The sequence below is a fragment of the Vibrio sp. 10N.261.51.A3 genome (assembly GCF_041471965.1).
GTDB classification, from domain to species: Bacteria; Pseudomonadota; Gammaproteobacteria; order Enterobacterales; family Vibrionaceae; genus Vibrio; species Vibrio crassostreae_C.
Genome location: NZ_JBFRPK010000021.1, coordinates 118,946 through 145,945, shown reverse-complemented (window position 1 = coordinate 145,945; position 27,000 = coordinate 118,946). Strand labels below are relative to the sequence as shown.

The 27,000-nt window shown below is 45.0% G+C and carries 25 protein-coding genes; 19 read left to right on the top strand and 6 right to left on the bottom strand.

Features of this window, described 5'->3' with window-relative positions; genetic code table 11:
- Positions 1-31 precede the first annotated feature (31 nt).
- The 14 genes from rpmF to AB4371_RS05780 all read left to right on the top strand — a co-directional run bounded on the left by rpmF (position 32) and on the right by AB4371_RS05780 (position 12,573).
- Positions 32-202, top strand: coding sequence for a 50S ribosomal protein L32 (gene rpmF, locus AB4371_RS05845; protein WP_004737376.1), 171 nt, complete (start codon positions 32-34; stop codon positions 200-202).
- Between the two features lie 9 nt (positions 203-211).
- Positions 212-1,237: a phosphate acyltransferase PlsX gene (gene plsX / locus AB4371_RS05840; RefSeq protein ID WP_017062152.1), complete on the top strand. Its 1,026-nt coding sequence runs from the start codon at positions 212-214 to the stop codon at positions 1,235-1,237.
- Between the two features lie 5 nt (positions 1,238-1,242).
- Positions 1,243-2,193, top strand: coding sequence for a beta-ketoacyl-ACP synthase III (locus tag AB4371_RS05835; protein ID WP_017054985.1), 951 nt, complete (start codon positions 1,243-1,245; stop codon positions 2,191-2,193).
- Between the two features lie 80 nt (positions 2,194-2,273).
- Positions 2,274-3,197 carry an ACP S-malonyltransferase gene (gene fabD, locus AB4371_RS05830; protein WP_017063479.1) on the top strand — a complete coding sequence of 308 codons (924 nt, stop codon included), beginning with the start codon at positions 2,274-2,276 and terminating at the stop codon, positions 3,195-3,197.
- Positions 3,198-3,222: 25 nt separating this feature from the next.
- Complete coding sequence (gene fabG, locus AB4371_RS05825; RefSeq protein ID WP_029235138.1) at positions 3,223-3,957, top strand: 3-oxoacyl-ACP reductase FabG; 735 nt, start codon at positions 3,223-3,225, stop codon at positions 3,955-3,957.
- A gap of 166 nt (positions 3,958-4,123) precedes the next feature.
- The gene (gene acpP / locus AB4371_RS05820; RefSeq protein ID WP_004737381.1) at positions 4,124-4,357 is read left to right on the top strand and encodes an acyl carrier protein; all 234 of its coding nucleotides are present in this window, start codon (positions 4,124-4,126) and stop codon (positions 4,355-4,357) included.
- 93 nt (positions 4,358-4,450) lie between these two features.
- Positions 4,451-5,695, top strand: coding sequence for a beta-ketoacyl-ACP synthase II (fabF, locus tag AB4371_RS05815; protein WP_010437291.1), 1,245 nt, complete (start codon positions 4,451-4,453; stop codon positions 5,693-5,695).
- A gap of 104 nt (positions 5,696-5,799) precedes the next feature.
- Positions 5,800-6,678: an aminodeoxychorismate lyase gene (gene pabC, locus AB4371_RS05810; protein ID WP_065583975.1), complete on the top strand. Its 879-nt coding sequence runs from the start codon at positions 5,800-5,802 to the stop codon at positions 6,676-6,678.
- A complete protein-coding gene (mltG, locus tag AB4371_RS05805; RefSeq protein ID WP_017062149.1) occupies positions 6,675-7,691 on the top strand; it encodes an endolytic transglycosylase MltG in 1,017 nt (338 codons plus the stop codon). Before pabC ends, mltG begins: the two co-directional genes overlap by 4 nt.
- A gap of 10 nt (positions 7,692-7,701) precedes the next feature.
- Positions 7,702-8,334, top strand: coding sequence for a dTMP kinase (gene tmk, locus AB4371_RS05800; RefSeq protein ID WP_017062148.1), 633 nt, complete (start codon positions 7,702-7,704; stop codon positions 8,332-8,334).
- A 6-nt stretch (positions 8,335-8,340) separates the two neighbouring features.
- On the top strand, positions 8,341-9,306 hold the full coding sequence (locus tag AB4371_RS05795; RefSeq protein WP_372149241.1) for a DNA polymerase III subunit delta': 966 nt from the start codon (positions 8,341-8,343) through the stop codon (positions 9,304-9,306).
- Positions 9,297-10,064 carry a TatD family hydrolase gene (locus AB4371_RS05790; RefSeq protein WP_017063483.1) on the top strand — a complete coding sequence of 256 codons (768 nt, stop codon included), beginning with the start codon at positions 9,297-9,299 and terminating at the stop codon, positions 10,062-10,064. Before AB4371_RS05795 ends, AB4371_RS05790 begins: the two co-directional genes overlap by 10 nt.
- 445 nt (positions 10,065-10,509) lie before the next feature.
- Entirely contained in the window at positions 10,510-11,940 is a 1,431-nt protein-coding gene (gene ptsG / locus AB4371_RS05785; RefSeq protein ID WP_017062145.1) for a PTS glucose transporter subunit IIBC, read from the top strand.
- A 228-nt stretch (positions 11,941-12,168) separates the two neighbouring features.
- A complete protein-coding gene (locus tag AB4371_RS05780) occupies positions 12,169-12,573 on the top strand; it encodes a hypothetical protein (RefSeq protein ID WP_017062144.1) in 405 nt (134 codons plus the stop codon).
- Between the two features lie 92 nt (positions 12,574-12,665).
- On the opposite strand, the gene AB4371_RS05775 is transcribed toward AB4371_RS05780, so the two are convergent.
- A complete protein-coding gene (locus AB4371_RS05775; RefSeq protein WP_017067207.1) occupies positions 12,666-13,259 on the bottom strand; it encodes an outer membrane beta-barrel protein in 594 nt (197 codons plus the stop codon).
- 145 nt (positions 13,260-13,404) lie between these two features.
- Between AB4371_RS05775 and AB4371_RS05770 the strand changes: the two genes are divergently transcribed.
- Together AB4371_RS05770 and AB4371_RS05765 are read left to right on the top strand one after the other, a co-directional pair.
- A complete protein-coding gene (locus tag AB4371_RS05770) occupies positions 13,405-13,494 on the top strand; it encodes a YnhF family membrane protein (RefSeq protein WP_100214626.1) in 90 nt (29 codons plus the stop codon).
- 41 nt (positions 13,495-13,535) lie between these two features.
- Positions 13,536-14,750 (top strand): patatin family protein, encoded by a 1,215-nt coding sequence (locus tag AB4371_RS05765; RefSeq protein WP_372149238.1) that lies wholly within the window; start codon positions 13,536-13,538, stop codon positions 14,748-14,750.
- 159 nt (positions 14,751-14,909) lie between these two features.
- Here AB4371_RS05765 and pyk read toward each other — a convergent pair whose 3' ends face one another.
- Positions 14,910-16,358, bottom strand: a complete 1,449-nt coding sequence (pyk, locus tag AB4371_RS05760) for a pyruvate kinase (RefSeq protein WP_017062141.1) — start codon at positions 16,356-16,358, stop codon at positions 14,910-14,912.
- Between the two features lie 319 nt (positions 16,359-16,677).
- On the opposite strand from pyk, the gene AB4371_RS05755 reads away from it, so the two are divergent.
- Positions 16,678-17,895, top strand: a complete 1,218-nt coding sequence (locus AB4371_RS05755) for an ROK family protein (protein WP_017062140.1) — start codon at positions 16,678-16,680, stop codon at positions 17,893-17,895.
- Between the two features lie 168 nt (positions 17,896-18,063).
- Positions 18,064-19,005, top strand: coding sequence for a chemotaxis protein CheV (locus AB4371_RS05750; protein ID WP_017062139.1), 942 nt, complete (start codon positions 18,064-18,066; stop codon positions 19,003-19,005).
- 333 nt (positions 19,006-19,338) lie between these two features.
- Here AB4371_RS05750 and AB4371_RS05745 read toward each other — a convergent pair whose 3' ends face one another.
- The 4 genes from AB4371_RS05745 to AB4371_RS05730 form a co-directional block, all read right to left on the bottom strand.
- Positions 19,339-22,431 (bottom strand): error-prone DNA polymerase, encoded by a 3,093-nt coding sequence (locus AB4371_RS05745; protein WP_372149236.1) that lies wholly within the window; start codon positions 22,429-22,431, stop codon positions 19,339-19,341.
- A gap of 113 nt (positions 22,432-22,544) precedes the next feature.
- The gene (locus AB4371_RS05740; RefSeq protein ID WP_372149233.1) at positions 22,545-24,014 is read right to left on the bottom strand and encodes a DNA polymerase Y family protein; all 1,470 of its coding nucleotides are present in this window, start codon (positions 24,012-24,014) and stop codon (positions 22,545-22,547) included.
- Between the two features lie 3 nt (positions 24,015-24,017).
- Positions 24,018-24,725, bottom strand: coding sequence for a translesion DNA synthesis-associated protein ImuA (imuA, locus tag AB4371_RS05735; RefSeq protein ID WP_017063488.1), 708 nt, complete (start codon positions 24,723-24,725; stop codon positions 24,018-24,020).
- A 155-nt stretch (positions 24,726-24,880) separates the two neighbouring features.
- Positions 24,881-25,621: a YciK family oxidoreductase gene (locus AB4371_RS05730; protein WP_017062135.1), complete on the bottom strand. Its 741-nt coding sequence runs from the start codon at positions 25,619-25,621 to the stop codon at positions 24,881-24,883.
- Between the two features lie 143 nt (positions 25,622-25,764).
- Here AB4371_RS05730 and sohB point away from each other — a divergent pair, with 143 nt between their 5' ends.
- Positions 25,765-26,826: a protease SohB gene (gene sohB, locus AB4371_RS05725; RefSeq protein WP_009849001.1), complete on the top strand. Its 1,062-nt coding sequence runs from the start codon at positions 25,765-25,767 to the stop codon at positions 26,824-26,826.
- Positions 26,827-27,000 lie beyond the last annotated feature (174 nt).

The window sequence follows — 27,000 nt, the reverse complement described above, 5'->3', positions numbered from 1 at the left end:
TTCTTTAAGAATTTACATAGGAGTAGGGTCAATGGCCGTACAAAAGAGCAAGAAATCACGTTCAATGCGTGGCATGCGTCGTTCACACGATGCGCTAACTACAGCTGCACTTTCTGTAGACGCAACTTCAGGTGAAACTCACCTACGTCACAACGTGACTGCCGAAGGTTTCTACCGCGGCAAAAAGGTTATCAACAAGTAAGGTTGACCTTTGCAAAATCTAACCGTTGCGCTTGATGCAATGGGCGGGGACTTCGGTCCTCGTGTAACAGTGCCTGCCGCCGTGCAGGCACTGTCGTATTTCCCAGAGCTAAAAGTCATTCTAATAGGTGATCGAAACGCGATCACATCTCAATTATCTTCATTAGGTCGAATGCCTGATTCTCGTTTGAGTATCCAGCATTGTGATCGAGTCATTTCCAATTCTGAAAAACCTTCACTAGCCTTACGTAATAGTCAGGGTAGCTCTATGCGTGCCGCTATCGATCTGGTTGCCGAATCACAGGCTGATGCTTGTGTGAGTGGTGGTAACACTGGCGCACTGATGGCTTTATCCCGTTTCAGACTCAAGCTTCTTCCTGGTATTGATAGGCCTGCATTGGTTTCAGCTTTGCCTACTGCATCCGGAAATCGCACATGGATGCTTGATTTAGGGGCGAACGTTTCTAGTGACGCAGATTCACTGTTTCAGTTTGCTGTCATGGGCAGTGCATTAGCAGAACAACATTTAGGTCGTGCACCACGTGTCGCTATCTTGAATATCGGTGCAGAAGAAATTAAAGGCAATGACCTTGTAAAACGATGCGCTGAAATGTTGTCTAATACTCAGTCTGTGAACTTCATAGGCTATATTGAAGGTAATCAATTACTTCAAGATGCTGCTGATGTCGTCGTATGTGATGGTTTTGTGGGCAATGTCTGCTTAAAAACGTGCGAAGGTACGGCTCAGCTCTTTATTGATAAGCTAAAAACGCGCATGATGGCTTCAACAATAAAGGGTTGGATAGCCAGAATGCTGTTTTCTGAGCTATTTACTGAATTAAAAACCTTGAACCCCGACCAGTATAACGGCGCAAGTTTGTTAGGATTGCGCGGCATTGTCATTAAAAGTCATGGAAGTGCTGATGTGTCTGCAGTCGTCAACGCGATTGGTGAAGCAGTACACGAGGTCAAACGACAAGTCCCCAGCCGCATTAGCGATCGTTTGGAAGCGGTTTTACTCGAGAGGCATTATTAGTCTTCATGTATAGCAAAATTTTAGGTACTGGCAGCTACTTGCCATCTCAGGTGCGTACTAACGCAGACTTAGAGAAAATGGTAGAGACTAGCGATGAGTGGATCGTTGCTAGAACGGGTATTAAAGAGCGTCGTATTTCAGCGGAAAACGAAACCGTTGCTGATATGGCGTTTTACGCTGCTGAAAATGCCATTGAAATGGCAGGTATCGACAAAGAAGAGATTGATTTAATCATCGTTGCGACAACCAGCAGTAGCCACACATTCCCGTCTTCGGCATGTCAGGTACAAGGCAAGCTTGGTATCAAAGGCTGCCCTGCGTTTGATTTGGCTGCAGCGTGTTCTGGTTTTGTCTACGCACTGTCTGTTGCTGATCAACACATCAAGACTGGCATGTGTAAGAACGTTTTGGTAATTGGTGCTGATGCACTGTCAAAAACCTGTGATCCGACTGACCGCTCTACTATCATCCTATTTGGTGATGCAGCAGGCGCGGTGGTTGTAGGCGCAAGCGAAGAGCCAGGTATTTTGTCTACTCATATTTACTCTGATGGTAAATACGGTGAGCTTCTAAGCCTAGAAGTACCAGAGCGCGGCGGTGATGCAGACAAATGGCTGCACATGGCGGGCAACGAAGTATTTAAAGTGGCGGTAACTCAGCTTTCTAAGCTAGTTAAAGACACCTTAGCGGCGAACAATATGGATAAGTCAGAGCTTGATTGGTTAGTTCCACACCAAGCGAACTACCGTATTATCTCGGCAACCGCTAAAAAGCTGACGATGTCGCTTGATCAAGTAGTGATTACTCTTGATAAGCACGGCAACACGTCAGCAGCTACCGTACCAACGGCCCTAGATGAGGCTGTTCGCGACGGGCGAATTAAACGTGGTCAAACGCTTCTACTTGAAGCATTTGGCGGCGGCTTCACTTGGGGTTCTGCGTTAGTTAAATTCTAACCCTAAGCGATAATCAACAAACAAGGCACATAACTTATGTGCCTTATTCAATTTTTTGCTTTGCTTAAAGGAAAATTACAATGAGCAAATTTGCTATCGTATTCCCAGGCCAAGGCTCTCAAGCTATCGGTATGCTTGCTGACCTAGGCGAACAGTATGATGTTGTTAAAAAGACATTTGCTGAAGCTTCAGAAGCACTTGGTTACGATCTATGGGCATTGGTTCAAGATGGTCCTGTAGAAAATCTAAATGAAACTTTTCGCACTCAACCGGCTCTATTAACAGCGTCTGTTGCAATTTGGCGTGTATGGCAAGAGCTTGGCCTAGAGCAACCTGTAAATCTAGCAGGTCACAGCCTAGGTGAATATTCTGCTCTTGTATGTGCCGGCGTTATCGACTTTAAAGAAGCGATCAAGCTGGTTGAACTACGTGGTCAACTGATGCAAGAAGCGGTTCCTGCAGGTGTTGGTGCAATGTACGCAATCATCGGTCTAGACGATGAAGCGATTGCTAAAGCGTGTGAAGAAGCTGCGCAAGACGAAGTTGTGTCTCCAGTTAACTTTAACTCTCCTGGCCAAGTTGTTATCGCGGGTAACAAAGCTGCAGTAGAGCGTGCTGGTGCACTTTGTAAAGAAGCGGGCGCTAAGCGTGCACTTCCGTTACCTGTTTCTGTGCCGTCTCACTGTGCACTGATGAAGCCAGCAGCAGATAAGCTAGCAGTGGCTCTAGAAGCTCTAGAGTTCAACACGCCAGCATTGCCTGTTATCAATAACGTTGATGTTATTGCTGAAACAGACCCTGCAAAAATTAAAGACGCACTTGTTCGTCAGCTATACAGCCCAGTTCGTTGGACTGAAGGTGTACAAGCGATGAATGAGCAAGGCGTTGAGAAGCTACTTGAATTAGGCCCTGGTAAAGTTCTTACTGGTCTAACAAAACGAATCGTAAAAACTATGACAGCTGCTGCAGTTAATGACACTGCATCACTAGAAGCTGCTAAGTAAATAACCACTTAATAGAGAAGTTATGATGAATTTAGAAGGCAAAGTTGCACTAGTTACAGGCGCAAGCCGTGGCATCGGTCGTGCAATCGCTGAACTTTTAGTTGAGCGTGGTGCTAAAGTTATCGGTACTGCGACATCTGAAGGCGGCGCAGCTGCAATCAGCGAGTACCTTGGTGAGAACGGTAAAGGTCTTGCTCTTAATGTAACGGATACTGACTCAATTGCTGCTACACTGAAAACCATCAACGATGAATTCGGTGCGATTGACATTCTAGTTAACAACGCAGGTATCACTCGTGATAACCTACTGATGCGTATGAAAGACGACGAATGGAATGACATCATCGATACTAACCTAACGCCTATCTTCCGCATGTCTAAAGCTGTATTGCGTGGCATGATGAAGAAACGTCAAGGCCGTATCGTAAACGTTGGTTCTGTAGTAGGTACTATGGGTAACGCTGGTCAAGCTAACTACGCAGCTGCAAAAGCAGGCGTAATTGGTTTTACTAAATCAATGGCTCGTGAAGTTGCGTCTCGTGGCGTTACAGTGAACACTGTAGCTCCTGGTTTCATCGAAACTGACATGACTAAAGCGCTAAATGATGACCAACGTGCAGCAACTTTGGCGAATGTACCAGCAGGTCGACTAGGTGACCCTCGCGAAATCGCTGAAGCTGTGGTATTTTTGGCGTCACCTGCGGCAGCTTATATCACAGGTGAAACACTTCACGTCAATGGCGGTATGTACATGGTGTAAATTATGTGCAACATTTGTGCATGATTTAAGTCAAGATCATACGTAATTTCGGTTAAAATCGTGAAAATTGTGGTTTGACCAGAAAAGTTGACCTTGCAACTTTCAATAGATTGAATAAACTACGGAAAACATCGCATAAAGCGAACTCTGTAAAGGAAAAGAAAAAATGAGCAACCTCGAAGAACGCGTAAAGAAAATCATTGTTGAACAGCTAGGTGTAGACGAAGCTGAAGTTAAAAACGAAGCTTCTTTCGTTGATGACCTAGGTGCAGATTCTCTAGACACAGTAGAGCTAGTAATGGCTCTAGAAGAAGAATTTGACACTGAAATCCCAGATGAAGAAGCTGAGAAAATTACTACTGTTCAAGCAGCTATCGATTACGTAACTAGCGCTCAGTAATAATCTCTCCCAGGCGGTCACCTCGACCGCCTGTGTTTTATCTAACTCATCTATCCTCATCTTAAATCACCTCAATCCCCGGAGTGTAAAATCGTGTCCAAGCGTCGTGTAGTTGTCACTGGCATGGGTATGTTGTCACCGGTAGGCAACACTGTAGAATCTTCTTGGAAAGCCCTGCTAGCTGGTCAAAGTGGTATCGTTAATATCGATCATTTTGATGCAACCAATTTCTCAACTCGTTTTGCAGGTCTAGTTAAAGACTTTAACTGCGAAGAGTATATGACTAAAAAAGATGCTCGTAAGATGGACTTGTTCATCCAGTACGGCGTCGCAGCAGGTATTCAAGCTTTAGATGATTCAGCCCTAACTATTACTGAAGAAAACGCTCCACGTGTGGGTGTTGCTATCGGTTCTGGTATTGGTGGTCTTGGTTTGATCGAAGCCGGTCACCAAGCTCTAACTGAAAAAGGCCCTCGTAAGATCAGCCCGTTCTTCGTACCGTCGACGATCGTGAATATGATTGCTGGTCACATGTCTATCATGCGTGGCCTACGCGGTCCAAACATCGCGATTTCTACTGCATGTACGACTGGCCTACATAACATTGGTCACGCGGCTCGTATGATTGCATACGGCGATGCAGACGCAATGCTAGCGGGTGGTGCTGAAAAAGCATCAACTCCACTAGGTATGGGCGGTTTTGGTGCGGCTAAAGCACTTTCTACTCGTAACGATGAGCCTCAAAAAGCTTCTCGTCCATGGGACAAAGGCCGTGATGGCTTCGTTCTTGGCGACGGTGCAGGCATGATGGTTCTTGAAGAGTACGAACATGCGAAAGCTCGTGGCGCTAAGATTTACTGTGAGCTAGTTGGCTTCGGTATGTCGGGTGACGCTTACCACATGACATCTCCAAGTGAAGATGGCTCAGGTGGCGCACTAGCAATGGAAGCGGCTATGCGTGATGCTGGCATTACTGGTGAACAAATCGGTTATGTAAACGCACACGGTACTTCGACTCCTGCAGGTGACGTAGCGGAAGTTAAGGGCATCAAGCGTGCTCTTGGCGAAGCAGGCAGCAAGCAAGTATTGGTTTCTTCTACGAAATCAATGACAGGCCACCTTCTAGGTGCTGCTGGTTCTGCTGAAGCTATCATCACGGCTATGTCTCTGGTTGACCAAATTGTTCCACCAACAATCAACCTAGATGATCCTGAAGAAGGCTTAGATATTGACTTAGTACCTCACACTGCGCGTGAAGTTAGCAACATGGAATATGCTGCATGTAACTCATTCGGTTTCGGTGGTACAAACGGCTGTTTGATCTTCAAAAAGATTTAATCATCTTATTAAAGACGTAAACACTCGTAGATAGTCACAATTAGACTTGTTTTTAAACGGCTTGATGCTTTAGCATTGAGCCGTTTCTTTTTATGGGGAAAAACATGTTTTGGGTTGATGGAGAAAGCCAGCAAACTATCGATATTTTGGATCGCTCGTTTCAGTACGGAGACGGCTGTTTTACGACAATGCTCGTGAGTGATGGTGAGATACAACATCTTCACGATCATCAGCACCGTGTCGACGAGTGCCTTAAAGCACTACGCATTTCTGCTCTTGATTGGGATGTTGTTAGTCTTTGGCTCGATACTGCGCTTCAACACATCCAACATAACGCTCTTCATGGCACAAAGAGCCTTGATGGTTCAAAGAAGCTCCATAACGCCAACAAGCCTCATAATCAAAAAGCAGGGATCAAGCTGCACGTTAGTCGTGGAGCGGGTGGGCGTGGCTACAGTACCAAGAATATCGCCAAGCCGACAATCACCATCAGTACCTTTGATTACCCAAGCCATTATTCAGCGTGGCAAGACTCCGGTGTTGAACTCGGTATCTGCCATCAAGCGCTAGGTTTGAGCCCACTACTGGCTGGCCATAAGCACAATAATCGCCTTGAGCAGATTTTGATGAAAGATGAAATGGATCAAGCTAATGAAGTGGATGGTGTGGTTCTTGATATATCGGGCAATGTGATTGAAACCACCATGGCCAATCTGTTCTGGCGCAAAGGTCAGTCGATATACACACCTCAACTCACTCAAAGTGGTGTCGCGGGGGTTATGCGTAAGCAAGTGTTAACCGCGCTGAATCAGGCTGAACTTTCCGTTACAATTAGTGACTACTGCTTATCTCAACTCATGCAAGCTGATGAGGTTTTCATGACAAACTCCATTTTAGGGGTTGCCCCAGTTACCCGTATTAGTGATACCCAATTTAACATTGGAACCGTTACTCGTAGCCTTCAAGGACAACTAAACTCGTGATCAAAAAGTTATTTATTTTTATTATCTTGTGCTTAATTGCAGCCGGTGCTGCTGGTTTTTATGTTTACAACCAAGCGCAAGATAACCTGAAACAAGTTATTCAATTAGAAAAACCACAAGTCGTGACTGTTGCTTCAGGTAGCAGCTTTAACCGCGTTCTAGCCCAGTTGATTAACGAGGGGCTGTTTGAGGCTTCTCCTTACGAGAAATTAATCCGTAAGTTACATCCTGAGCTTGTAGACGTAAAAGCGGGTACTTTCCTGCTTGAACCGGGTTTAACCTTAGAGCAAGCGCTACAGGTGCTTGTAGAAGGGAAAGAACACCAGTTTACTATTACCTTTGTTGAAGGCAGTCGTTTTGACGAATGGCTTGTTCAGCTAAAAGACAACGAATTCATTCAACAGACATTGGATGGCGTTTCTGAAAAAGAGATCGCTGAAAAGTTGGGTATTGAAAACGAAAAGCTAGAAGGTCTCTTCTTAGCAGAAACGTATCACTACACCTACGGCACCACTGATTTAGATTTGTTGAAGCGCGCGCATCGAGACCTAATGAGCGTGGTGAATGAAGAGTGGGAAAATCGAGCGGATAAGCTGCCTCTTAAATCGCCATACGAAGCGTTAATTCTTGCATCTATCATTGAGAAAGAGACCGCTGTTGCGTCAGAACGTGAGCGTGTTTCTTCTGTGTTTGTTAACCGTCTAAACAAGCGTATGCGTTTGCAAACTGACCCAACGGTTATCTATGGCATGGGTGACAGCTACGATGGCAACATCCGTAAGAAAGACTTACGCACGCCAACGCCTTACAACACCTATACAATGAGTGGCTTGCCACCGACACCTATCGCTATGGCAGGCAAAGCGTCTATCAACGCGGCGTTGAATCCAGAGAAGAGCAACTACTTGTATTTCGTTGCGAGTGGAACAGGTGGTCACGTATTTTCAAAGAGTTTGACTGAGCATAACCGTGCAGTGCGAGCTTACTTAAAGCAATTAAGAAAAAACAGATAAAGAAATAATTATGAATCAGTCGAAATTTATCGTGGTTGAAGGCCTTGAAGGCGCAGGCAAAAGCACAGCAATCAATGCCATCGTTGAGACATTAAAAGCATCGGGTGTTGAAGATATTGTTAATACTCGTGAGCCGGGTGGTACTGTCTTAGCTGAAAAGATGCGTTCATTGGTTAAAGAAGAGCACGAAGGCGAGAAGCTTCAAGACATGACTGAATTGCTGTTGATGTATGCAGCACGTGTTCAATTAGTCGAGAACGTCATCAAGCCGGCACTCGCCAATGGTCAATGGGTATTGGGTGATCGTCATGATATGTCTTCACAGGCATACCAAGGTGGTGGTCGCCAGATCGCGCGCACGACTATGGAATCACTGAAAGCAACCACGCTAGGCGGCTTTAAACCCGATCTAACGCTATATTTGGACCTAGACCCTAGAGTAGGGCTAGAGCGTGCTAGAGGCCGTGGTGAGCTTGATAGAATTGAAAAGATGGACATCTCATTTTTCGACCGCACGCGTGAGCGCTATCTAGAAATTGCAGAACAAGATGATTCTGTACTTGTGATTAACGCGCAGCAAGAAATTGAGCAAGTAGCCGCTGATATTAAAGTCGCGCTAACTGCTTGGCTCGACAAACAGTAGGTAGTCATGGCTGAAGTGTATTCTTGGCTCACACCGGTATGGAGTGAGTGGAAAAAAAGTCTCGATGCGGAGCGTTTTCCTAACTCTGTGATTGTTAATGCACCGGAAGGGATCGGCGTTGATGCTTTGATTAGCCAACTTACCGACGCATTGATGTGCACGAACTATGAAAGCGAGTCGTGCGGGTTTTGCCACAGCTGTGAGTTAATGAAGTCGGGCAGTCATCCTGATTTTCATGTGATTTCACCAGAGAAAGAAGGTAAGTCGATCACGGTTGATCAAGTGCGTGCCAGTAACCGCTGGGCTCAAGAGTCTTCTCAGTTAGGTGGTTTGCGCGTTATTTTGCTTAACCCTGCTGAAGCAATGAACGAATCGGCTTCCAACGCACTATTGAAAACTCTGGAAGAGCCATCAAGCAAGTGCATCTTCATTCTGTCTACTCGCAACAGCAATCGCTTAATGCCAACGATCATTAGCCGTTGTCAGCAATTCAATGTGGTTAGCCCACAGTTGGAGACAGCGTCGGCGTGGTTAGATAGTGAAGTGGGCAAAGCAGTACCGCAGTACATTTTAGCACTCAATGACAACGCGCCTTTAAAAGCAAAAGCTATGTTTGAGCAAGGTGGCGTTGAAGCTTCAACAAAAGCGCTCGATGGCTTTGTGAATGTGATAAAAGGCACTCAACCTGACATGCTAAAGTTCTCTACAGAGCTTAGCAAAGACCCTTTGATTCAACTTGGCTGGCTTTGGCATCTATTGTCAGATGTACAGAAGCTGCATTTTGGTTTGGCGAATCAGGCTTTCACTCCGAGTGCGAAAGCACTGTGTGAGGCGATGTCTTATCAAAGTGCTTATGCAGCATCGAATAAACTGCTGACATTGATTGAGCAGTTAAAGCAACACCCTGGGCTCAATACGGAGCTACTCATAATGAATTGGCTGATAGCCACTTGCGAGGAAACATGTTCGTAGATTCCCACTGTCATTTAGACAAACTGGATTACCAAGATTTACACACCAGCGTAGAAGATGTGGTTAACAAGGCGAAGGCTGCTAATGTAGACCAATTGCTTTCTGTCGGTGTGACACTCGATTCGTTTGAAAATATGCTCGAGATGATCTCGCCGTTTGATAACGTTAAAGCCTCTTGTGGCGTTCACCCTCTCGATGTTGAAAGTGATTTCAGCCTAGAGACAATGCGTGAATACGCGAGCAACCCTAAGGTTGTGGCGATTGGAGAGACAGGTTTAGATTATCACTACCAACCAGAGACGGCGGAGCTGCAACAGCTACGATTTAAGCAGCATGTTGAGTTAGCCGTTGAGCTGAATAAACCTTTGATCATTCACACTCGTAACGCACGTGAAGACACATTAGCTATTTTACGTGATGGCGGAGCTGAGAAGTGTGGCGGTGTGATTCACTGCTTTACCGAAGATCAAGCATTCGCAGAAGCAGCAATGGAACTAGGTTTCTATATCTCAATTTCAGGCATTGTGACCTTTAAGCAGGCTACAGAACTTAAAGAAGTTGTTAAAAACCTACCGCTAAACAGGTTGCTGATCGAGACGGATTCTCCATACTTGGCGCCCATTCCATATCGTGGAAAGCAGAATCAGCCTGCATATGTCGTCGAAGTGGCGGCCTACATTGCGCAATTAAAAGGTGTGTCGATGAAAGAGGTTGCCGAACAAACGACCAAAAATTACCAAAAACTTTTTTTGCGATAAAAATCTAAGTAAACAAATAAAAGGGAGCAAAAGCTCCCTTTTTGTGTTTTTGATCACCAAAAATACGTTTTTTTTTAATGTTTACGAATTATGTTGAACTTGAGAGCGCTAATTATAACATTTGTAATTTTGTTACTAAAAATAACATTCGCTCCTATTTTATTTACCCAGTAAAATAATAGGGCTCTTGAAAAATACTTATATATTTCAATGCATTAAATACTTGTAAAGCATTGCATTTCTAGATTTGACATGTGATCCAAGACGTGTTTTGAAACTAAATTTCGTAAGTGACTAGAAAGTTAGTTCCCCATCAATATATATTTAGCGGCAGAAAATATAATGCAATACATGGTTACATTTTCGCAGGGTGCTAACATATAGGCTACGGGGGTGTGCCGTTAGAACCCAATATAATTATTTTATCTTTATCAGGAGCATAAACATGTTTAAGAACCTTTTTGCTAGCCTGCAGAAAGTTGGTAAGTCTCTGATGCTTCCAGTATCAGTTTTACCAGTTGCGGGTATTTTGCTAGGTGTCGGTGCAGCAGATCTTCCTTTCATTCCAGAAATCGTTTCAAACTTAATGGAACAAGCTGGTGGTTCAGTATTCGGTCAAATGGCACTACTGTTCGCAGTAGGTGTTGCACTTGGCTTTACTAACAACGATGGTGTAGCGGGTCTAGCTGCTATCGTTGGTTATGGCATCATGACTGCTACACTTGGCGTAATGGCTGGTGTAATGGGCGTTGATAAAATCGATACTGGTGTACTAGGTGGTATCCTAGTCGGTGGTGTTGCTGCTTGGGCATTCAACCGTTTCTTCCGTATTCAACTACCAGAGTACCTTGGCTTCTTCGCTGGTAAGCGTGCTGTGCCAATCATCACAGGTTTCTCTGCGATTGGTCTAGCAATCCTACTATCTGTAGTATGGCCACCAGTTGGCGGCGCTATCTCTGCGTTCTCTGATTGGGCTGCTCACCAAAACCCACAAGTGGCGTTTGGTATCTACGGTATCGTTGAGCGTTCTCTAATTCCATTTGGTCTTCACCACGTTTGGAACGTACCTTTCTTCTTTGAAGCTGGTACTTGTGTAAACGCTGCTGGCGAAACTCAAAACGGTGTTCTTACTTGTTACCTAGTTGCTGATGACGCATCTCGTGCAGCGGGCAATGGCTTCGGTCAGCTAGCTGGTGGTTACATGTTCAAGATGTTCGGTCTACCTGCTGCTGCAATCGCGATTGCACACTCAGCTAAGCCTGAAAACCGCGCTAAAGTAATGGGCATCATGGCTTCTGCTGCGTTGACTTCATTCCTAACGGGTATCACTGAACCAATCGAATTCTCTTTCCTATTCGTTGCTCCAGTACTGTACGCAATCCACGCTCTACTAGCTGGTTCTGCATACGTTCTTGCGAACACTCTAGGTTTTGTACACGGTACATCTTTCTCACACGGTCTAATCGACTTCCTAGTTCTATCTGGCAACGCGTCTAAGATGGGCCTAATGGTTGTATGTGGTATTGCTTACGCTGCAATTTACTACATCGTATTCCGCACTGTGATTAAAGCTCTAGACCTTAAAACTCCAGGCCGTGAAGACGAGACTGAAGAAGAGTCAGTTGCGACTGGTTCTGAACTTGCTGGTGAGCTAGTTGCTGCATTCGGTGGCAAAGCGAACATCACTGGTCTTGACGCTTGTATTACTCGTCTACGTGTTGCAGTAGCTGATACAGCTCTTGTTGACCAAGACAAGCTGAAGAAACTAGGCGCTGCAGGTGTTGTAGTAGTAGCGGGTGGCGTACAAGCTATCTTCGGTACTAAGTCTGACAACCTTAAGACAGACATGGATGAGTGGATCCGTAACAACGGTTAATTCTCTGATTCAATAAATTGAAAGGAGGCCGAAAGGCCTCCTTTTTTGTTTTCTGCTCTATGAAAGATCTATTGTGCTTAATCTCCATTAACTCAGATACTTATCATTCAACTCGATCAGTTGATGGTTGCTCTTAAATTTTTCGTGTCTTTTATCTTTTACCTAGCGATGACACCTTTCGTTATTATTCCAGTAAACTACCGCTTTTAAACACAGTCTGAGAATATTATGAAACATCGTTACTTGATCGGCCTTATGTGCTGCAGCGGAGCCTCGTTTGCTCAAGCTTCTGAAGCTCCAGCTTTGGAAGTTGGACTCGCCATTGACCAAGACCTGAGTGTCGTTGTGGAATTTGATCAGAAATACCGTGCTACGATTGGCAATGACGGCGCTGCCTTTGATTACATTTTGAAGCGTGGTCAGTTCGAGACTGAAGCTCCGTTGAGCTGGTACGTCGGTGCTGGTGCTTGGGCTGAATGGAATGACGACTTTGGCTTACGCTTGCCGTTAGGCGTGAAAGTGAATTTCTACGAAGGTTGGAATGCTTACGCTCAAGTTCACCCTGAACTCGATATGTATAAAGGTGTTGAGTTGCAAGTGGGCGGCGCTTTAGGTGTTACCTATAAGTTCTAACCTGAACTAAAACCGTTTTAATAATGAAAAAACCAGCATTTAGCTGGTTTTTTAGTTTGGGCCGATCTTATATTTTTGCTTCATTGAGCCGCTTAGAAAGTAAAACTCAGTCCGACATTGGCTTGGAATTGGTTCATCCAGTCGGTATCAAAGCGAATGATGCACTCTTGCCCGTTATTTGGGATATTACAAACACCGGAGGTATCGTTGTCGACAACCGTGCCTAACCAACGTACTTGTGTGTTCAACGCTAGTCGGTCACTAAATTTGTACTCTAAGCCACCAAAGATAGAAGTTGAGAATCCATACTTATCTTTTGCCCAGTCTACATCGACGTAAGAAGCACCCAGGCCTAGCCCTAGATAACCCGACAACACAGGCGAAGCAGGGTAGTAGATGCTGCTTTGAAGGTGCAGGTATTGGATGGAGGAGCTTAGGTTAAGCGTTTCTAATTCCGAGCTCTGATTGGAGTAGAAGAAGCCGATGCGTCCTTTTTCAAGTGGCGTTTCAATGGCAAAGGTGTAATTTTCAGAGCCTTTCATGTCATAGGTTTTACCGTCCTGGTCTTCGACACTGCCACCGCCGGTATAACCTACCATAGGTGTAATGATGATCTCCGGCGAAGCATACGCGCTTGAAACGGAGAGAAGCGTAATCAGTGCCATCATATTTGCTTTGTTATTCATGAGTATATCCTTATCCATACACTTACTAATTGTGATGGTTACATCAATATTGTGCGACTAATTTCGACGATTCTTGAAGATACTTCACACACCTGATAGTACTTAAATAGAGACTCGACAAATTAATAATAAGCCAGAGGTGTCTATGGACCATAATCTGAAAAATGCCCTACAAATTACCGTGTTTATCTACATGATCATTCTTTCATTTGGCTTTATTGCGATTGGTAGTTAATACCATCTATTGCGAGGCTGAGTTTTAATACTCAGGGAATAATGAATAGTGGGATTATAACCAATATTGATACAGCAATAGACTTGGATTATTACGCTAAGTTTATTGCTGGAAAAACAGCACTGGTCGCTCAAGGTGGCGGACAGAGAAGTATTTTTACTTCTGGAGTGCTGGATGCCTTTCTTCTCTCAAATTTTGACCCCTTCGACGAATTTTTTGGTACCTCAGCAGGTGCTCTCAACTTATGTGCTTATCTGTGCCGTGATAAAGGCCTTGGACGTTCTTTTGTTCTCGACCTCACAACCTCACCAGAGTTCTTCAATCTCTTTTCCTATATACGACACAGAAAGAACCTAGGATTAGAATGGGCGCTAGAACAAATCATGGCTTACCCATATAAGCTCGATCTGGATTTAGGGCGACAAACGCTAGGCGATCGCCACTTCTATGCGGCTGTAACGGATTCCAAAGACTTACGAGACCACTACTTCCCATTATTGGGCGAAGATTGGTACAAGGTGATGATTGCGACCTGTGCTATTCCTCGCTTGTACAATGACGAAGTCTTTATTGGTGACAGTGCTTATGTGGACGGTGGTGTATCGGCGTGTATCCCAGTTCAGGAAGCGTGGCGAAGACAAGCTCGTTCTATTGTGGTGATTCGTACTGAGCCAGTGGTGGAGGAAGGTAATACCCATTTGGTTGAAGCACCAGTTAAGGGATCTTCAGTCAAAGCGCCTAAACCTATATCTGCAGAAGAACTGGAGTGGTTCCGCGAATCTTTCGACAGTGTTCAAGGCCATTGGCAACAGAAAGTGGAACAGTGGAAAACCGACTGGACCTCTTTCTTCCAACAACAAATTATGCGCTCAAAAGAGCAGAAGCGTGACCGTGGGCATTTAGACCTGCTGAACGGTGGTCGCTGGCTATTTGGTGCAGATGATATTTATCGCTTAAGTCATTTAATCGGAGATAAGTTTGATTCAGGGTTGGCTGACATGCTGATGGTGCATTATCAGACCTACTCATTGACTCAGGATTTTTTGAATTCGCCACCAGACGACGCGTTTGTGGTTCAGATAGCGCCAAGTCAGCCGCTAAAATCGAGCTCATTAATGAGTCATAAAGATGATTTACTGCATGATTACGAATTGGGTTTAGAAGCCGGTTACCGATTTGTGGAGACCTATACCTCAACGGAAAACGCTCGCAACTCGCATATGCCACAGTTAGCCACCATTGCTGCGGGTAACTAATTCCCGAAGTTGATGAGCTAGCATGCTGTGAGCTCGTTATGCTGTTTAAGCAGATTTTAGTGAGTCGTGTTCTGAAATGAAAAAGGGTTATTGAACTTGGTTCGATAACCCTTTTAAGTTTTTGAGATTAGGCGAATCGTTTCGCCTTAAGGTCAAATATTAGGTGACAGGCAAGATTCTCATACAGTTGGTTGACCCTGCTACATCCATAATGTCGCCTTGAGTGACGATCACTAGGTCACCAAACTTAAGGTGTCCTTTCTCTTTCAAGCAAGTGAGTGTAGATAGTGCAATGTCAAAGCTGTCTTCGGCTTCTGTCTCGAAGTAGATTGGTGTCACACCTCGGTATAAGGTACAGCGATTAAGCGTTCCTTCGTTACGAGACAGCGCGTAGATCGGCATGTCGGCACTCAGGCGAGACATCATCAGTGCGGTGCGGCCTGACTCGGTGAGAGTGACAACGCCTTTAATGCCTTCCATATGGTTTGCAGAGTAGATGGTCGCCATCGAAACGGTTTCTTCGGCAGTAACAAAGGTGCGGTCAATACGGTAATTGGATTGGTTATTAATGCCTGCCATTTTTTCCGCACCAATACAGACTTCAGCCATCGATTTTACGGTCTCGACTGGGTAGTCACCAGCTGCAGTTTCACCAGACAGCATCACAGCATCGGTGCCATCGAGTACGGCGTTGGCAACATCCATAACTTCGGCACGGGTTGGCATTGGCGCAGAAATCATTGATTCCATCATCTGAGTTGCGGTGATGACAGTTCGGTTAAGCGCTCTGGCACGGCGTATAAGCTGTTTTTGTACTCCGACTAACTCAGGGTCGCCAATTTCCACTCCGAGGTCACCACGAGCCACCATGACCACATCTGAGGCCATTATGATGTCATCCATGTTCTCAACTGTAGCTACTGTCTCTGCTCGCTCCACTTTTGCGACGAGGTGAGCTTCTAAGCCGGCTTCTCGTGCAAGCTGACGAGCATAGTGCATGTCTTCACCATTACGAGGGAAAGACACCGCTAGGTAATCCACTTTGATTTGTGCGGCGGTGACGATGTCGCGCTTGTCTTTTTCTGTTAGCGCTTCTGCGGAAAGGCCACCCCCTTTTTTGTTGATGCCTTTGTTATTTGAGAGTGGGCCGCCAATGATGACTTCGGTATGAACGCGACAGCCTTCCACTTTGGTTACTTTGAGTTGAACACGACCATCGTCAAGCAACAGTATATCGCCGGCGGATACGTCGTTAGGCAGTTCTTTGTAATCAAGGCCAACGGCTTCTTGATTGCCTTCACCTAAACCTAGGCTGCTATCGAGAGTGAACAGGTCGCCTACGGCAAGTTGGATTTTGCCATCTTTGAATGTCGACACACGAATCTTGGGACCTTGTAAGTCTCCGAGAATGGCGATTTGAGTACCGTGTCTTTTTGCTATTGCTCTGACTTTTTCTGCGCGTTGTATATGGTCGTCGCTGGTGCCGTGAGAGAAGTTCATACGAACAATATTGGCACCGGCTTTGATGATCTCTTCAAGCACGTTACCTTTATCAGTAGAAGGGCCTAGCGTTGTGACGATTTTCGTTTTTCTTAATTCGGCTGTCATGAATACTCCTAGAGTGAGGCCAAGTAATCTTTTAAAAGACTGAATTAAGTATATGCATTAATTGATAATTTATTGGGAGCTAGGAGGATATTTCTTGATTTGCCTTTAATTATTGAATTCAGGGCTCAAATGCGATGTTTTATTCTGAAAATTAAGTCGCAAATTATCGATGTGGGTGTTAATTTTCCTCGAACTATTTGACTCGATACACAAAGATTCATGTATATACGTGATACTGGTCACGGCGATATACCAAGTGACTTCACAATTACTTCGCAAAGTAAAAAAATTACCTCGTTGATGATTTCTGGAGCGTAAAATGTACATGGCTCAACCGGGCCATATTGATCATATCAAACAGGTCAATGCTGGTCGTGTATATAAACTAATTGACCTTAAAGGTCCTATTTCTCGTATCGATCTGTCCAAGCAAAGTGAGTTGGCTCCGGCGAGTATTACTAAAATTACCCGTGAACTCATTGAAGCTCACCTTATTCACGAAACGACGGTTCAAGAAGCCACGACTCGTGGCCGTCCTGCTGTCGGTCTGCAAACCAATAACGAAGGTTGGCAATTTTTGTCGATGCGTCTTGGTCGCGGATACTTGACGATCGCGCTCCATGAATTGGGCGGCGACGTGCTTATCGATACCAAGATTGATATCCATGAACGTGATCAAGACGATGTGCTTGCGCGTCTTCTCCATGAAATCGATGAGTTCTTCCAAACCTATGCCGAGCAACTCGACAGGGTGACGAGTATCGCTATCACACTGCCAGGTCTGGTGAATTCAGAGCAAGGTATTGTGTTGCAGATGCCGCACTATAACGTTGAAAACTTAGCGTTGGGGCCGGAGATCTACAAAGAAACCGGTTTGCCAGTTTTTATTGCCAATGATACCCGAGCGTGGGCATTAGCAGAAAAGCTGTTTGGTAACTCACAAGACAACGACAACTCTGTTCTTATCTCGATTCACCACGGTTTAGGTGCCGGGATCATTCTTGATGGTCGCGTTCTGCAAGGACGTCACGGTAACATCGGTGAGTTGGGGCATATCCAGATCGACAAGGAAGGCAAGCTTTGCCACTGTGGTAATCGAGGCTGTTTAGAAACGGTGGCGAGTTCTCAGGCAATCCGTGAGCAAGTCAAAGAGCGATTGGTAAATGGTGAAGAATCAACGCTAACGGTGTTTGAAGACGTCACTATTGAACAGATCTGTGCTGCCGCTGCTAATGGGGATCCGCTGGCTGTCGAAGTGATTGAACAGTTAGGCCGTTATCTAGGTTCTGCGATTGCGATTGTGATTAACCTGTTCAACCCAGAGAAAATCTTGGTGGGTGGTGTTATCAATCAGGCGAAGAGCGTGTTATACCCGGCGATTCAAAAGTGTATCGAAGAGCAGAGTCTATCGGTTTACCATAAAGACTTAGAGCTGGTGGAATCTCGTTTTTATAAGCAGGCAACCATGCCAGGTGCTGCGCTCATCAAGCAGGCCTTATACGATGGCCAACTGTTAATGAAAGTTATTGAAGGTTAACCCCTTTTTCTCGTCTTGTAGCCTTACCTTGAACCTTTCCATGTACTTAAGCTTTGTATAACATCATTTGTTGTACTTAGTTTAAGCATTCTGTGCATTGGCGCTTTGCTTTAACCTATTGAAGTAGGCTATTGTAGCCACAGTTATTATTTGTCACTAAGGTGTTGTATGTCTGGCGTTTTAAATTCGGTTGATCAGAGAACCAAACTGGTCGGTGAAAACCGTCTGGAACTCTTGTTATTCAGCTTAAATAGTCGTCAACTATTTGCGATTAACGTATTTAAAGTGAAAGAAGTCCTCAAAGTGCCAGTACTCACTCGCTTACCGGGCTCTCATCATCATATTACGGGTGTTGCGTCTTTACGTGGTGAATCGGTGCCTGTTATCGATTTACGCAGTGCCATTGGCTTTCCGCCATCTCGTGCGGAGTCTCAAGAGAGCAACCTGATTATTACGGAATACAACCGAACCGTACAAGGTTTCTTGGTTGGGCAAGTTCGTAATATCGTGAACACGACATGGACAGAAATCCAGCCGCCGCCAAAGACAACAGGCCGTGCAAACTACCTAACCGCTATTACGCATATTCAAGAAGAAGAGCAGCACAAGATCGTCGAGATCATCGATGTTGAGAAAGTGTTGGCTGAGATCATTGATTACGATGTCTCGATCTCTGAAGGCGTTTTAGACGAACAATTAGCTCAGGAGATGATAGGACGTAATGTGCTTATCGTTGATGACTCTTCAACAGCGCGTAACCAGATCAAAGGCACCTTGTCGCAGTTGGGTTTGAACATTATTGAGTGTTGTGATGGCTTAGAAGCACTGACCTTACTTAAGGGCTGGTGTGATGAAGGCAAAGACATCAATCAAGAAATATTGTTGATGATCACCGATGCTGAAATGCCTGAAATGGACGGCTACAAGCTGACACACGAAGTACGTACTGACCCAAGAATGCATGACCTATTCATCACGCTAAATACTTCATTAAGTGGAAGTTTTAATGAAGCTATGGTTGAGAAAGTAGGGTGTAACCGCTTTATTTCTAAGTTCCAGCCAGACCTCTTGGTTGAAGTGACTCAAGAGCGAATGCGTCAGATTTTATAATTAATGCTGCTGTACGGTTTGTTTTGAGTGACCTTATAGAAAGCGCTTGCTAATATTCACGTAGCATATTTTTCTTAACGAAATATGCTCAACTACTAGCGTAATTTTTCACACGCAATCTAAGGTAGTTCCTCTTAATGATATGGTTAACGTCTAAAGTCGTCATGACTTTGAGCTTATTACTGTATAGGGAATTTAAGAAAAGACGTACGGAAGCTGAAGTTGAGTCATAACTCAACAACTGGAATTGAAGGGAAGCGGATGCTTCCCTTTTTCGTTTTTCTTTCTCTCTTTTCTTTAGCCAATGATCGATTGAGAACAGTTGGTACTTCGCTAATGAAAATCCCGAGATTTGGTTTTCAAGCCAACAATTTCATCGGTAATATCGATAAGTTTTCCCGCGATAACATGCACGACTTCACCTTCTTTTTCTAATATCCCTTGTACTTTTAACGCCTTGGCTGTGAGATAAGCTTGCTGTTGAGCGCGTGCGGTTGCTCCCCATACCACGACATTAATATTGCCAGTGCTATCTTCCAGCGTAACAAAGGTGACACCTGCCGCGGTGCCGGGAGATTGTTTACCTGTGACTAATCCGACAACGGTGACCATAGATTTGTGTCTTTGCTGTATTAAATCTTTCATGTGTGTGAATCGACCTAATCGATTCGCTTCTTCTAGCAAAGTTATAGGGTGCTTGTTCAATGAAATTCCGACACTGGTGAAGTCTTCGAGTAGATCTTGCATCTCATTGGGCTTGTGCAGTACATGTTCGTCATGTCCTGCCTCAGCATCGTCATAGGCTTGGCTAAACAGAGGTAAATCCGACGCCGAGTCCATGATCGCCCAGCGAGTCTGGAAGCGGTCTCCAGAAACGTTATGTAGCGCATTGGCCGATGCCAGTAGCTCGATATCTTTCTTATTCATCGATAACTGTTTCACCTGACTAGGGTGGCGATAACCGGATGGTGGACAATTGGCGAGCACGCTTTGAATTCCATGCTCGCTGAATCCTTTGATTTGTCGCAGCCCTAAGCGAATCGCTAGACCATTCTGATGAGGGGCAACCGTGTGGTCGTTTTGAGAAGCGTTAACACATACCGGAAGTATCACCACATTGTGTCGTTGTGCGTCTTGTACTAACTGTGAAGGGCTATAAAACCCCATCGGTTGGCTATTCAACAGAGAAGCGTAGAAGCACTCTGGGTAGTAGCATTTCAACCAAGCGGAGCAATACGCTAACACCGCAAACGAAGCGGAGTGGCTTTCAGGAAAACCGTACTCGCCAAAGCCGCATATCTGTTTAAAGATCTGCTCAGCAAACTCTGTCTCATAGCCGCGCTTTTGCATTCCTTCGATGAGTTTGTTTTTAAACTTAAAGACGTTGCCATTTTTCTTCCAAGCGGCCATTGCCCGTCTGAGTTGATCTGCTTCTCCGCCTGTGAACCCTGCAGCGACCATCGCGAGTTTGATCACTTGCTCTTGGAATATCGGTACACCTAAGGTGCGCGACAGTACTGATTCCACGTCTTTAGATGGATAACTGATTGGCTCAATGCCATCTCGACGCTTGAGAAACGGATGCACCATATCACCCTGAATAGGGCCTGGGCGTACGATAGCGATTTGAATCACCAAGTCGTAATAAGTCTTCGGTTTAAGCCTTGGCAGCATGCTCATTTGTGCGCGTGACTCAATTTGGAATATCCCGACTGTGTCTGCTCGCTGAATCATGCCGTAAACCTGAGGATCGTCCTTAAGGCGAGTGATCTCAGCAATGGTCAGTGATCGCCCGTGAATACGTTTGATCAGGTCGAAACATTTACGAATCGCAGAGAGCATACCCAACGCGAGCACATCAACTTTCAGCAAGCCTAAGGTTTCTAGATCATCCTTATCCCATTGGATAATGGTTCGATCGTGCATCGCTGCATTTTCGACGGGAACCAGCTCATACAAAGGCCCTGAGGATATGACAAAGCCACCGACATGTTGAGATAAGTGACGTGGGAAGCCGATAATCTCATTAACCAAGTGGATAAACTGTTGCCCCTTCAAAGAATCAGGTTGTAGACCCAATTGAGTGAGCTGAGCCTGCCAACCTAGGCTTTTGTCCCTACGGTTGGTGTTCTTGATGAAGTAGTCGAGCTGGGTTTCTTGTAGCCCTAATGCTTTACCGACATCTCTTACCGCACTTTTAAAGCGATAAGAGATGACCGTTGCGGCAAGTGCAGCCCTTTCTCTACCGTATTTTTGATAGATGTATTGAATAACTTCTTCACGGCGTTCGTGTTCAAAATCGACATCAATATCGGGCGGCTCATCGCGCTCTTTACTGATGAAACGTTCAAATAGCACTGAAATCTGCCTTGGGTCGACTGAGGTGATTTCTAAGCAATAACACACCACGGAATTGGCAGCTGAACCTCGACCTTGGTAAAGAATGCCTTGGCTTTTAGCAAACATCACGATGTTGTGAATGGTGAGAAAAAAGAAAGGGTAGTCAAGCTCGTCAATTAATCCCAATTCTTTATCTATGATTTGTTGGATGTCGTCAGGTACACCTTGTGGGAAGCGAGTTCGTTTTCCCTTTTCGACCAACATGCGCAGATAACTCATGGGTGTCTCACTTTGAGGAATCAGTTCACTGGGATATTCGTATCGTAAGCTATCTAAATCAAATTCACACAACTCAGCGATGCGGTTGCTCTCTTCTAGCCACTCCGCTTTGAAGATATGAGAGAGCTTATTGATACTCCGTAAACAACGTTCTGCATTAGCGAGTAAGTGACTGCCCACTTCGGTAATGGGTTTTTGATATTTAATCGCAGTGAGTGAGTGCTGTAAGGGTAAGCGGTTAGCATTGTGCATTAGCACGCCACCACAAGCTGTTATCGGCAGTTGATGATGTTGTGACAGCTCAACGCAATAATCTGTGTACTGCTGGTCGGTTTGTTTTAGGTGTCGTTGTAAGCCGATCCAAAGCCGACCTGAATGATGCTGGGAGAGCCATTGCCCCCAGTGCGCGTCTTCATTTTTCTGTTGAGGAAGCCAAAGAATAAAGCAGTGCTTAGCCGACATGATATCCCACTCAGAGAGCTGATAATGTCCCTTACTGCTACGACGTCTCGCGTTGGTAATAATACGGCACAGTTCTGCATAGGCTTGTCTGTTTGGGCATATCAAGATCACTTGGCACTCTTCATTTAACCAAAACATGCTCCCGACAATTTGCTTGAGCGACAGTTTATGTTGCTTGATTGCAGAGTGAACCTTAACGATGCCCGCGACTGAGCACTCATCAGTAACCGCGAGTGCTTTGTAACGCAAGAAATCGGCCTGTAAAACAAGCTCTTCCGCATGCGAAGCTCCCTCTAGAAAGGAGTAATTACTTTGACAGAAAAGCTCTGAGTATTGCTGAGACATAATGTGATCTCACTTAACTATTGCGAGTGAACATGATTGAAAAGGGACGCTGAAATTGAATAAGTAGAACGGAGGAGCTAACAAAGTTTCTTGCTGACTTACGTTCTTACCGACTAGCTAAATAAGCCGTGCAAAAACCACTGTTTATCTGGCGTTCTATATATCCAGAGCCACCGACCGTTTTCGCTGTGAGCAATAAAGTAGTCACGAATGACCTTCTCTCCGTCCCACCAGCCAGACACAATGCGCTCTGGGCCTTGAGATAAGGTGACGCTTTCGGTTAAGGCTTCGGGCTCTGGCAGTAAAATACTGGGCCTGAGCCGCTGTTGAACGACGCTGAGAGCTATGGTTTGTTGCTCGCTCTCTGGGGGTGTTTGCCTTTTTGTCACAGACTTACTCAGTGTTGGGAGCGAATACTGATTGGCCTTTTCTGGCCTTGGGTCGTGCTGTATTTTTGGTGTTTGAATACAGGCTTGTCCAAGCTTTGCTTGCAGTAGTGAGAGCAAATCTAACGCGGCAAGTGTTCCGGTATTACCATCAAAAAGATCATGGTAGGCCATTTGGGGTTCTCCATGACGAACCAAGCTGAGGGTCAGTCCTTGAACCGGTGCGGTGAGCTTGAGTGACTCTAAGGTGAGATGAGTAAGGTTCGCCCATTTTTCAGCAAGGTAATCACCTTGTGCCGAATAAAAAGAGACAGGGTGATCGTCTTTATCTCTTAGGTGTAAAGTCAGAGTTAACTCGAAAGCCACTCGATCGCGTAGCTTCAAAAAACATTCGAGTTGATTCAGTAATTTCAGCAACGGCTTTTCGATAAATAGGATGTTTTCAATATCAAACAATAGCTCCAAATATTGCTGGAAATTCTCTGGTGGATGATAGAAATCAATCGGGTGCTTGAACTGGCCGTTAAGGCGACCGACATAATTCACCAAGTCGATATCAAAGCGGCGTGCGACCTCTTGCAAAGGCAGCTTTAATAAGTCTTCAACGGTATTGATACCGACACGGTTCAGGCGTTCCACTTGCTTTGTCGGTAGCTCACTGGAAATTAATGCTTGTTGATTGACCCAAGTTTTCATCTGCTCAATATTGTTTGTTGCTTGGTTGATCGCTTGCTTACCCAAAAGGATCGCAGAAAGCGGCGAATAACCCGTAGCGAAGCTGAACTGGATATTGAGCGTTTCTAAGTGGCTTTTGAGCTCATGCCAGTAGTTATCTAGCCCGTCGTAAAGTGACAGCATGTTAGAGGCTTTAATCAACAAACCATTAGGTGGCAATAACGCCATGTCGGAAGTGACCAGATACGCCCATTGAGCGATCTCTTTAAGCTTACTTTTCTCCAGTTCAATACTGTAAGGGTGGACGTGTAAGTTGTGGCACAAAGCTGCTGCAGACCCTAAGCCCATACCAAGCGAAATTCCCGATTGCAGCGCAGCTGGGTTTGCTTGCAGTACATGGTGATCTTTTTCATCCACGATGATAATAGGTTGTTCGCGTGAGTCTTCGCTCGAACCCAATTCATTAGAGTTAAACAAGGTATCCAACTGCAGAGATGGAAAGTGCAGATAAAGCCACAACATACGTTAGCCTTGCTTCGCAATAGGAAAAGCCAGCACAGTGTTACCAGACAAAGCGCGGTCTGAATTGTCTTCATAAACGACTTTCTCTGTGAGTAACGGCCAGTAGTGTGTCATGTCTAGAATAAAGCTGCCATACGACCAGCTGCCTTTTCTCTTAGTCACTTCAACCTTTAATCCCTGCGCGTGAGAAGAGAGTTTCATGCTTAAGGAAACGGGCAGGGATAATTGATTATGGCTGGTGGCTTTAAAGTGAAACTGCAGGCACTTACCGGTTTCACTGGCTGCTTGTAGGCGCTTTGTTTGGTGTATTTCTAGATCGGCTCCCCATAGCAATACAGAGTGACAAGCGCCGCTTTTGAGGCACTGCTCAGCTGCCCACAACGCATCGAGATCGCGTTGAGGCTGGATAACGAGAATGTTTTCTAATTCAATGCCTTGGCTGTTAAAAAACTCAGCACAGATCTTCCCTGGCGGGTTAATGAATATGGCCAGTTTTTGCGAGTTTTGTTGAGATAAATAGGGCGTCAGTAGGCGAAGCTCGCCGATCCCTTGTTGTGATTCAACTTCAATAACGCCGTGCGTCGGGAAGCCGCCATCAAGCTGTTTATCCAGTTGAGGATAGCCTGTTGAAGTGGTGCTTCCTTGCGTTGTTGATTGTAACCCTTTCCAGATTAGCTGGCGGTCTTGTAAGTTTTTTATTAGTTCATGCATAATTAAATACCTGTATATTTATACAGTATATTTAACAATGAAAAAGATGCAAAGCAAAATGATGAAAATCAGAGGAACTAAGTTTTAGGTGCTTGATTTAGATACAAAAAAAGCCGCTATGGAAGCGACTTTTTACTATTGGTCAATGATATCAGTTACTTAGGTTGAGCATCGATACATTGGCCATTAATGTCTGTCACACTTGGGTTCATTAAGTGTAGGTACAGTGGGATGATGTCGAGTGGCGTTTTTAGCTTGTTCGCATCTTCACCTGGGTACGCTTTTGCACGCATACGTGTTTGAGTGCCGCCTGGATTGATTGCGTTAACACGGATGTTCGTGTCTTCAAGCTCGTCCGCTAGGATCTGCATCATACCTTCGGTAGCAAACTTAGAAATTGCGTAAGTGCCCCAGAATGCACGACCAGAGTGACCAACCGTTGAAGAGGTAAATACGATACGACCTGCTTCTGCTTTTTTAAGTGCAGGTAGCAGAGCTTGAGTCATCAAGAACTCAGACTTCACATTGATCTGCATAACATCATCAAAGGTTTCTTCATCAATCTGCTCAAACGGGCTCAGAGTGCCAAGAACGCCAGCATTATGAAGTAGACCGTCTAAACGACCGAACTGTGATTGAATGGTTTCAGCCATATCAACGTAGTTCTGCTTTGTCGCACCTTTTAAATCCAATGGGATAATCGCAGGTTGTGGGTAACCAGCGCTTTCGATTTCATCGTAAATGAATTCAAGGTTTTTAACATTGCGGCCTAACAGAATGACAGTTGCACCATGTTGAGCGAAGCTTAGTGCTGCTTGGCGACCAATGCCAGCACCGGCACCTGTAACCAAAATTACTTTATCTTTGAGGGCATCTGTAGAGATTGGGTAATCCACTGTGCTTATCCTTCTTTCTTTTATTATGTTCGTCATTCCATTGATGTTTAATCACACAGATAACCGCAGGAATGATGAGAAATTCTTGGTAATCGTGACAAGATGGTTACAATACACTAATTCATACAATAGGGGATATGACATTGGAATTTTTGTTGGACTACGGCTTGTTTTTAGCCAAGATTGCGACCGTTGTAATCGCCATCATCGCAATTTTAGTGATTGCTAAATCTGTGGGTGGGAAATCAAGCGCGATTAAAGGTGAGCTGGAAATCACGAACCTATCTGAACATCATAAACAGACGATTGAACAACTAGAGCACCATCTACATGATGATGCTTTCATCAAAGCCCGTGATAAAGCAGAAAAGAAAGCGGAAAAAGAGAAAGTAAAATCACGCGGTAAAGAAGTGAAGAAAGCAGCGAAAGAGGGTGAGCTTGATAGTAAGCGTGAACCACATCTATTCGTTCTTGATTTTAACGGCAGCATTGATGCGAAAGAAGTGGCTTCATTACGTGAAGAGGTAACGGCGGTTCTGGCTGTGGCTCGTGAAGGTGATGAAGTATTGCTGAAACTTGAGTCTGGCGGTGGCATGGTTCACGGCTATGGTTTAGCGTCTTCTCAACTTGATCGTATCAAAGCGGCAGGTTTGCCTCTGACTATCTCGGTAGACAAAGTGGCGGCAAGCGGCGGTTACATGATGGCATGTATCGCAGACAAAATTGTATCTGCACCGTTTGCTATTGTTGGCTCTATTGGTGTTATCGCTCAACTGCCAAACTTCAACAAACTACTTAAAAAGCACGATATTGAGTTCGAGCAGCTAACGGCGGGTGAGTACAAACGCACGCTTACTATGTTTGGTGAGAACAGCGATAAAGCACGTGAGAAGTTTAAAGAAGAGCTAGAAGAGACACATGGCCTATTCAAAGACTTCATCCGTGACCATCGTCCTGCGTTAGATCTTGAAAAAGTAGCAACGGGTGAACACTGGTTTGGTACACAAGCACATGAACTTGGACTGGTGGATGAGATCAGCACTTCTGATGACTTAGTCGTAGCGGCATGTAAGGACAAAACGGTTCTAGCGATCCACTACGTACAGAAGAAAAAGCTTTCAGACAAACTAGCGGGCGTGGCAGGTAAATCTGCAGACAGCGTGTTGATGAAGCTGATTGAACGCGGTCAAAAGCCGATTGTTTAAGCTTATTGAGTTCTAGTTCTAGTTCTAGTTCTAGTTCTAGTTCTAGTTCTAGTTCTAGTTCTAGGCTTGGTGCCTTACGTTCATTTACAGACGTTTGAGCCTTAAAAAGAAAGCGCATAAGTCATCAGACTTATGCGTTTTTTTATTGCTCCACTTCCGAGCGGGTGACCACTA

What these genes read in the sequence shown, in the direction of transcription:
- rpmF (WP_004737376.1), top strand. Translation starts at nt 32, where the DNA reads ATGGCCGTACAAAAGAGCAAGAAATCACGTTCAATGCGTGGCATGCGT.
- AB4371_RS05835 (WP_017054985.1), top strand. Translation starts at nt 1,243, where the DNA reads ATGTATAGCAAAATTTTAGGTACTGGCAGCTACTTGCCATCTCAGGTG.
- fabD (WP_017063479.1), top strand. Translation starts at nt 2,274, where the DNA reads ATGAGCAAATTTGCTATCGTATTCCCAGGCCAAGGCTCTCAAGCTATC.
- fabG (WP_029235138.1), top strand. Translation starts at nt 3,223, where the DNA reads ATGAATTTAGAAGGCAAAGTTGCACTAGTTACAGGCGCAAGCCGTGGC.
- acpP (WP_004737381.1), top strand. Translation starts at nt 4,124, where the DNA reads ATGAGCAACCTCGAAGAACGCGTAAAGAAAATCATTGTTGAACAGCTA.
- pabC (WP_065583975.1), top strand. Translation starts at nt 5,800, where the DNA reads ATGTTTTGGGTTGATGGAGAAAGCCAGCAAACTATCGATATTTTGGAT.
- tmk (WP_017062148.1), top strand. Translation starts at nt 7,702, where the DNA reads ATGAATCAGTCGAAATTTATCGTGGTTGAAGGCCTTGAAGGCGCAGGC.
- AB4371_RS05795 (WP_372149241.1), top strand. Translation starts at nt 8,341, where the DNA reads ATGGCTGAAGTGTATTCTTGGCTCACACCGGTATGGAGTGAGTGGAAA.
- AB4371_RS05790 (WP_017063483.1), top strand. Translation starts at nt 9,297, where the DNA reads ATGTTCGTAGATTCCCACTGTCATTTAGACAAACTGGATTACCAAGAT.
- ptsG (WP_017062145.1), top strand. Translation starts at nt 10,510, where the DNA reads ATGTTTAAGAACCTTTTTGCTAGCCTGCAGAAAGTTGGTAAGTCTCTG.
- AB4371_RS05780 (WP_017062144.1), top strand. Translation starts at nt 12,169, where the DNA reads ATGAAACATCGTTACTTGATCGGCCTTATGTGCTGCAGCGGAGCCTCG.
- AB4371_RS05775 (WP_017067207.1), bottom strand. Translation starts at nt 13,259, where the DNA reads ATGAATAACAAAGCAAATATGATGGCACTGATTACGCTTCTCTCCGTT.
- AB4371_RS05770 (WP_100214626.1), top strand. Translation starts at nt 13,405, where the DNA reads ATGGACCATAATCTGAAAAATGCCCTACAAATTACCGTGTTTATCTAC.
- AB4371_RS05765 (WP_372149238.1), top strand. Translation starts at nt 13,536, where the DNA reads ATGAATAGTGGGATTATAACCAATATTGATACAGCAATAGACTTGGAT.
- pyk (WP_017062141.1), bottom strand. Translation starts at nt 16,358, where the DNA reads ATGACAGCCGAATTAAGAAAAACGAAAATCGTCACAACGCTAGGCCCT.
- AB4371_RS05755 (WP_017062140.1), top strand. Translation starts at nt 16,678, where the DNA reads ATGTACATGGCTCAACCGGGCCATATTGATCATATCAAACAGGTCAAT.
- AB4371_RS05750 (WP_017062139.1), top strand. Translation starts at nt 18,064, where the DNA reads ATGTCTGGCGTTTTAAATTCGGTTGATCAGAGAACCAAACTGGTCGGT.
- AB4371_RS05745 (WP_372149236.1), bottom strand. Translation starts at nt 22,431, where the DNA reads ATGTCTCAGCAATACTCAGAGCTTTTCTGTCAAAGTAATTACTCCTTT.
- AB4371_RS05740 (WP_372149233.1), bottom strand. Translation starts at nt 24,014, where the DNA reads ATGTTGTGGCTTTATCTGCACTTTCCATCTCTGCAGTTGGATACCTTG.
- imuA (WP_017063488.1), bottom strand. Translation starts at nt 24,725, where the DNA reads ATGCATGAACTAATAAAAAACTTACAAGACCGCCAGCTAATCTGGAAA.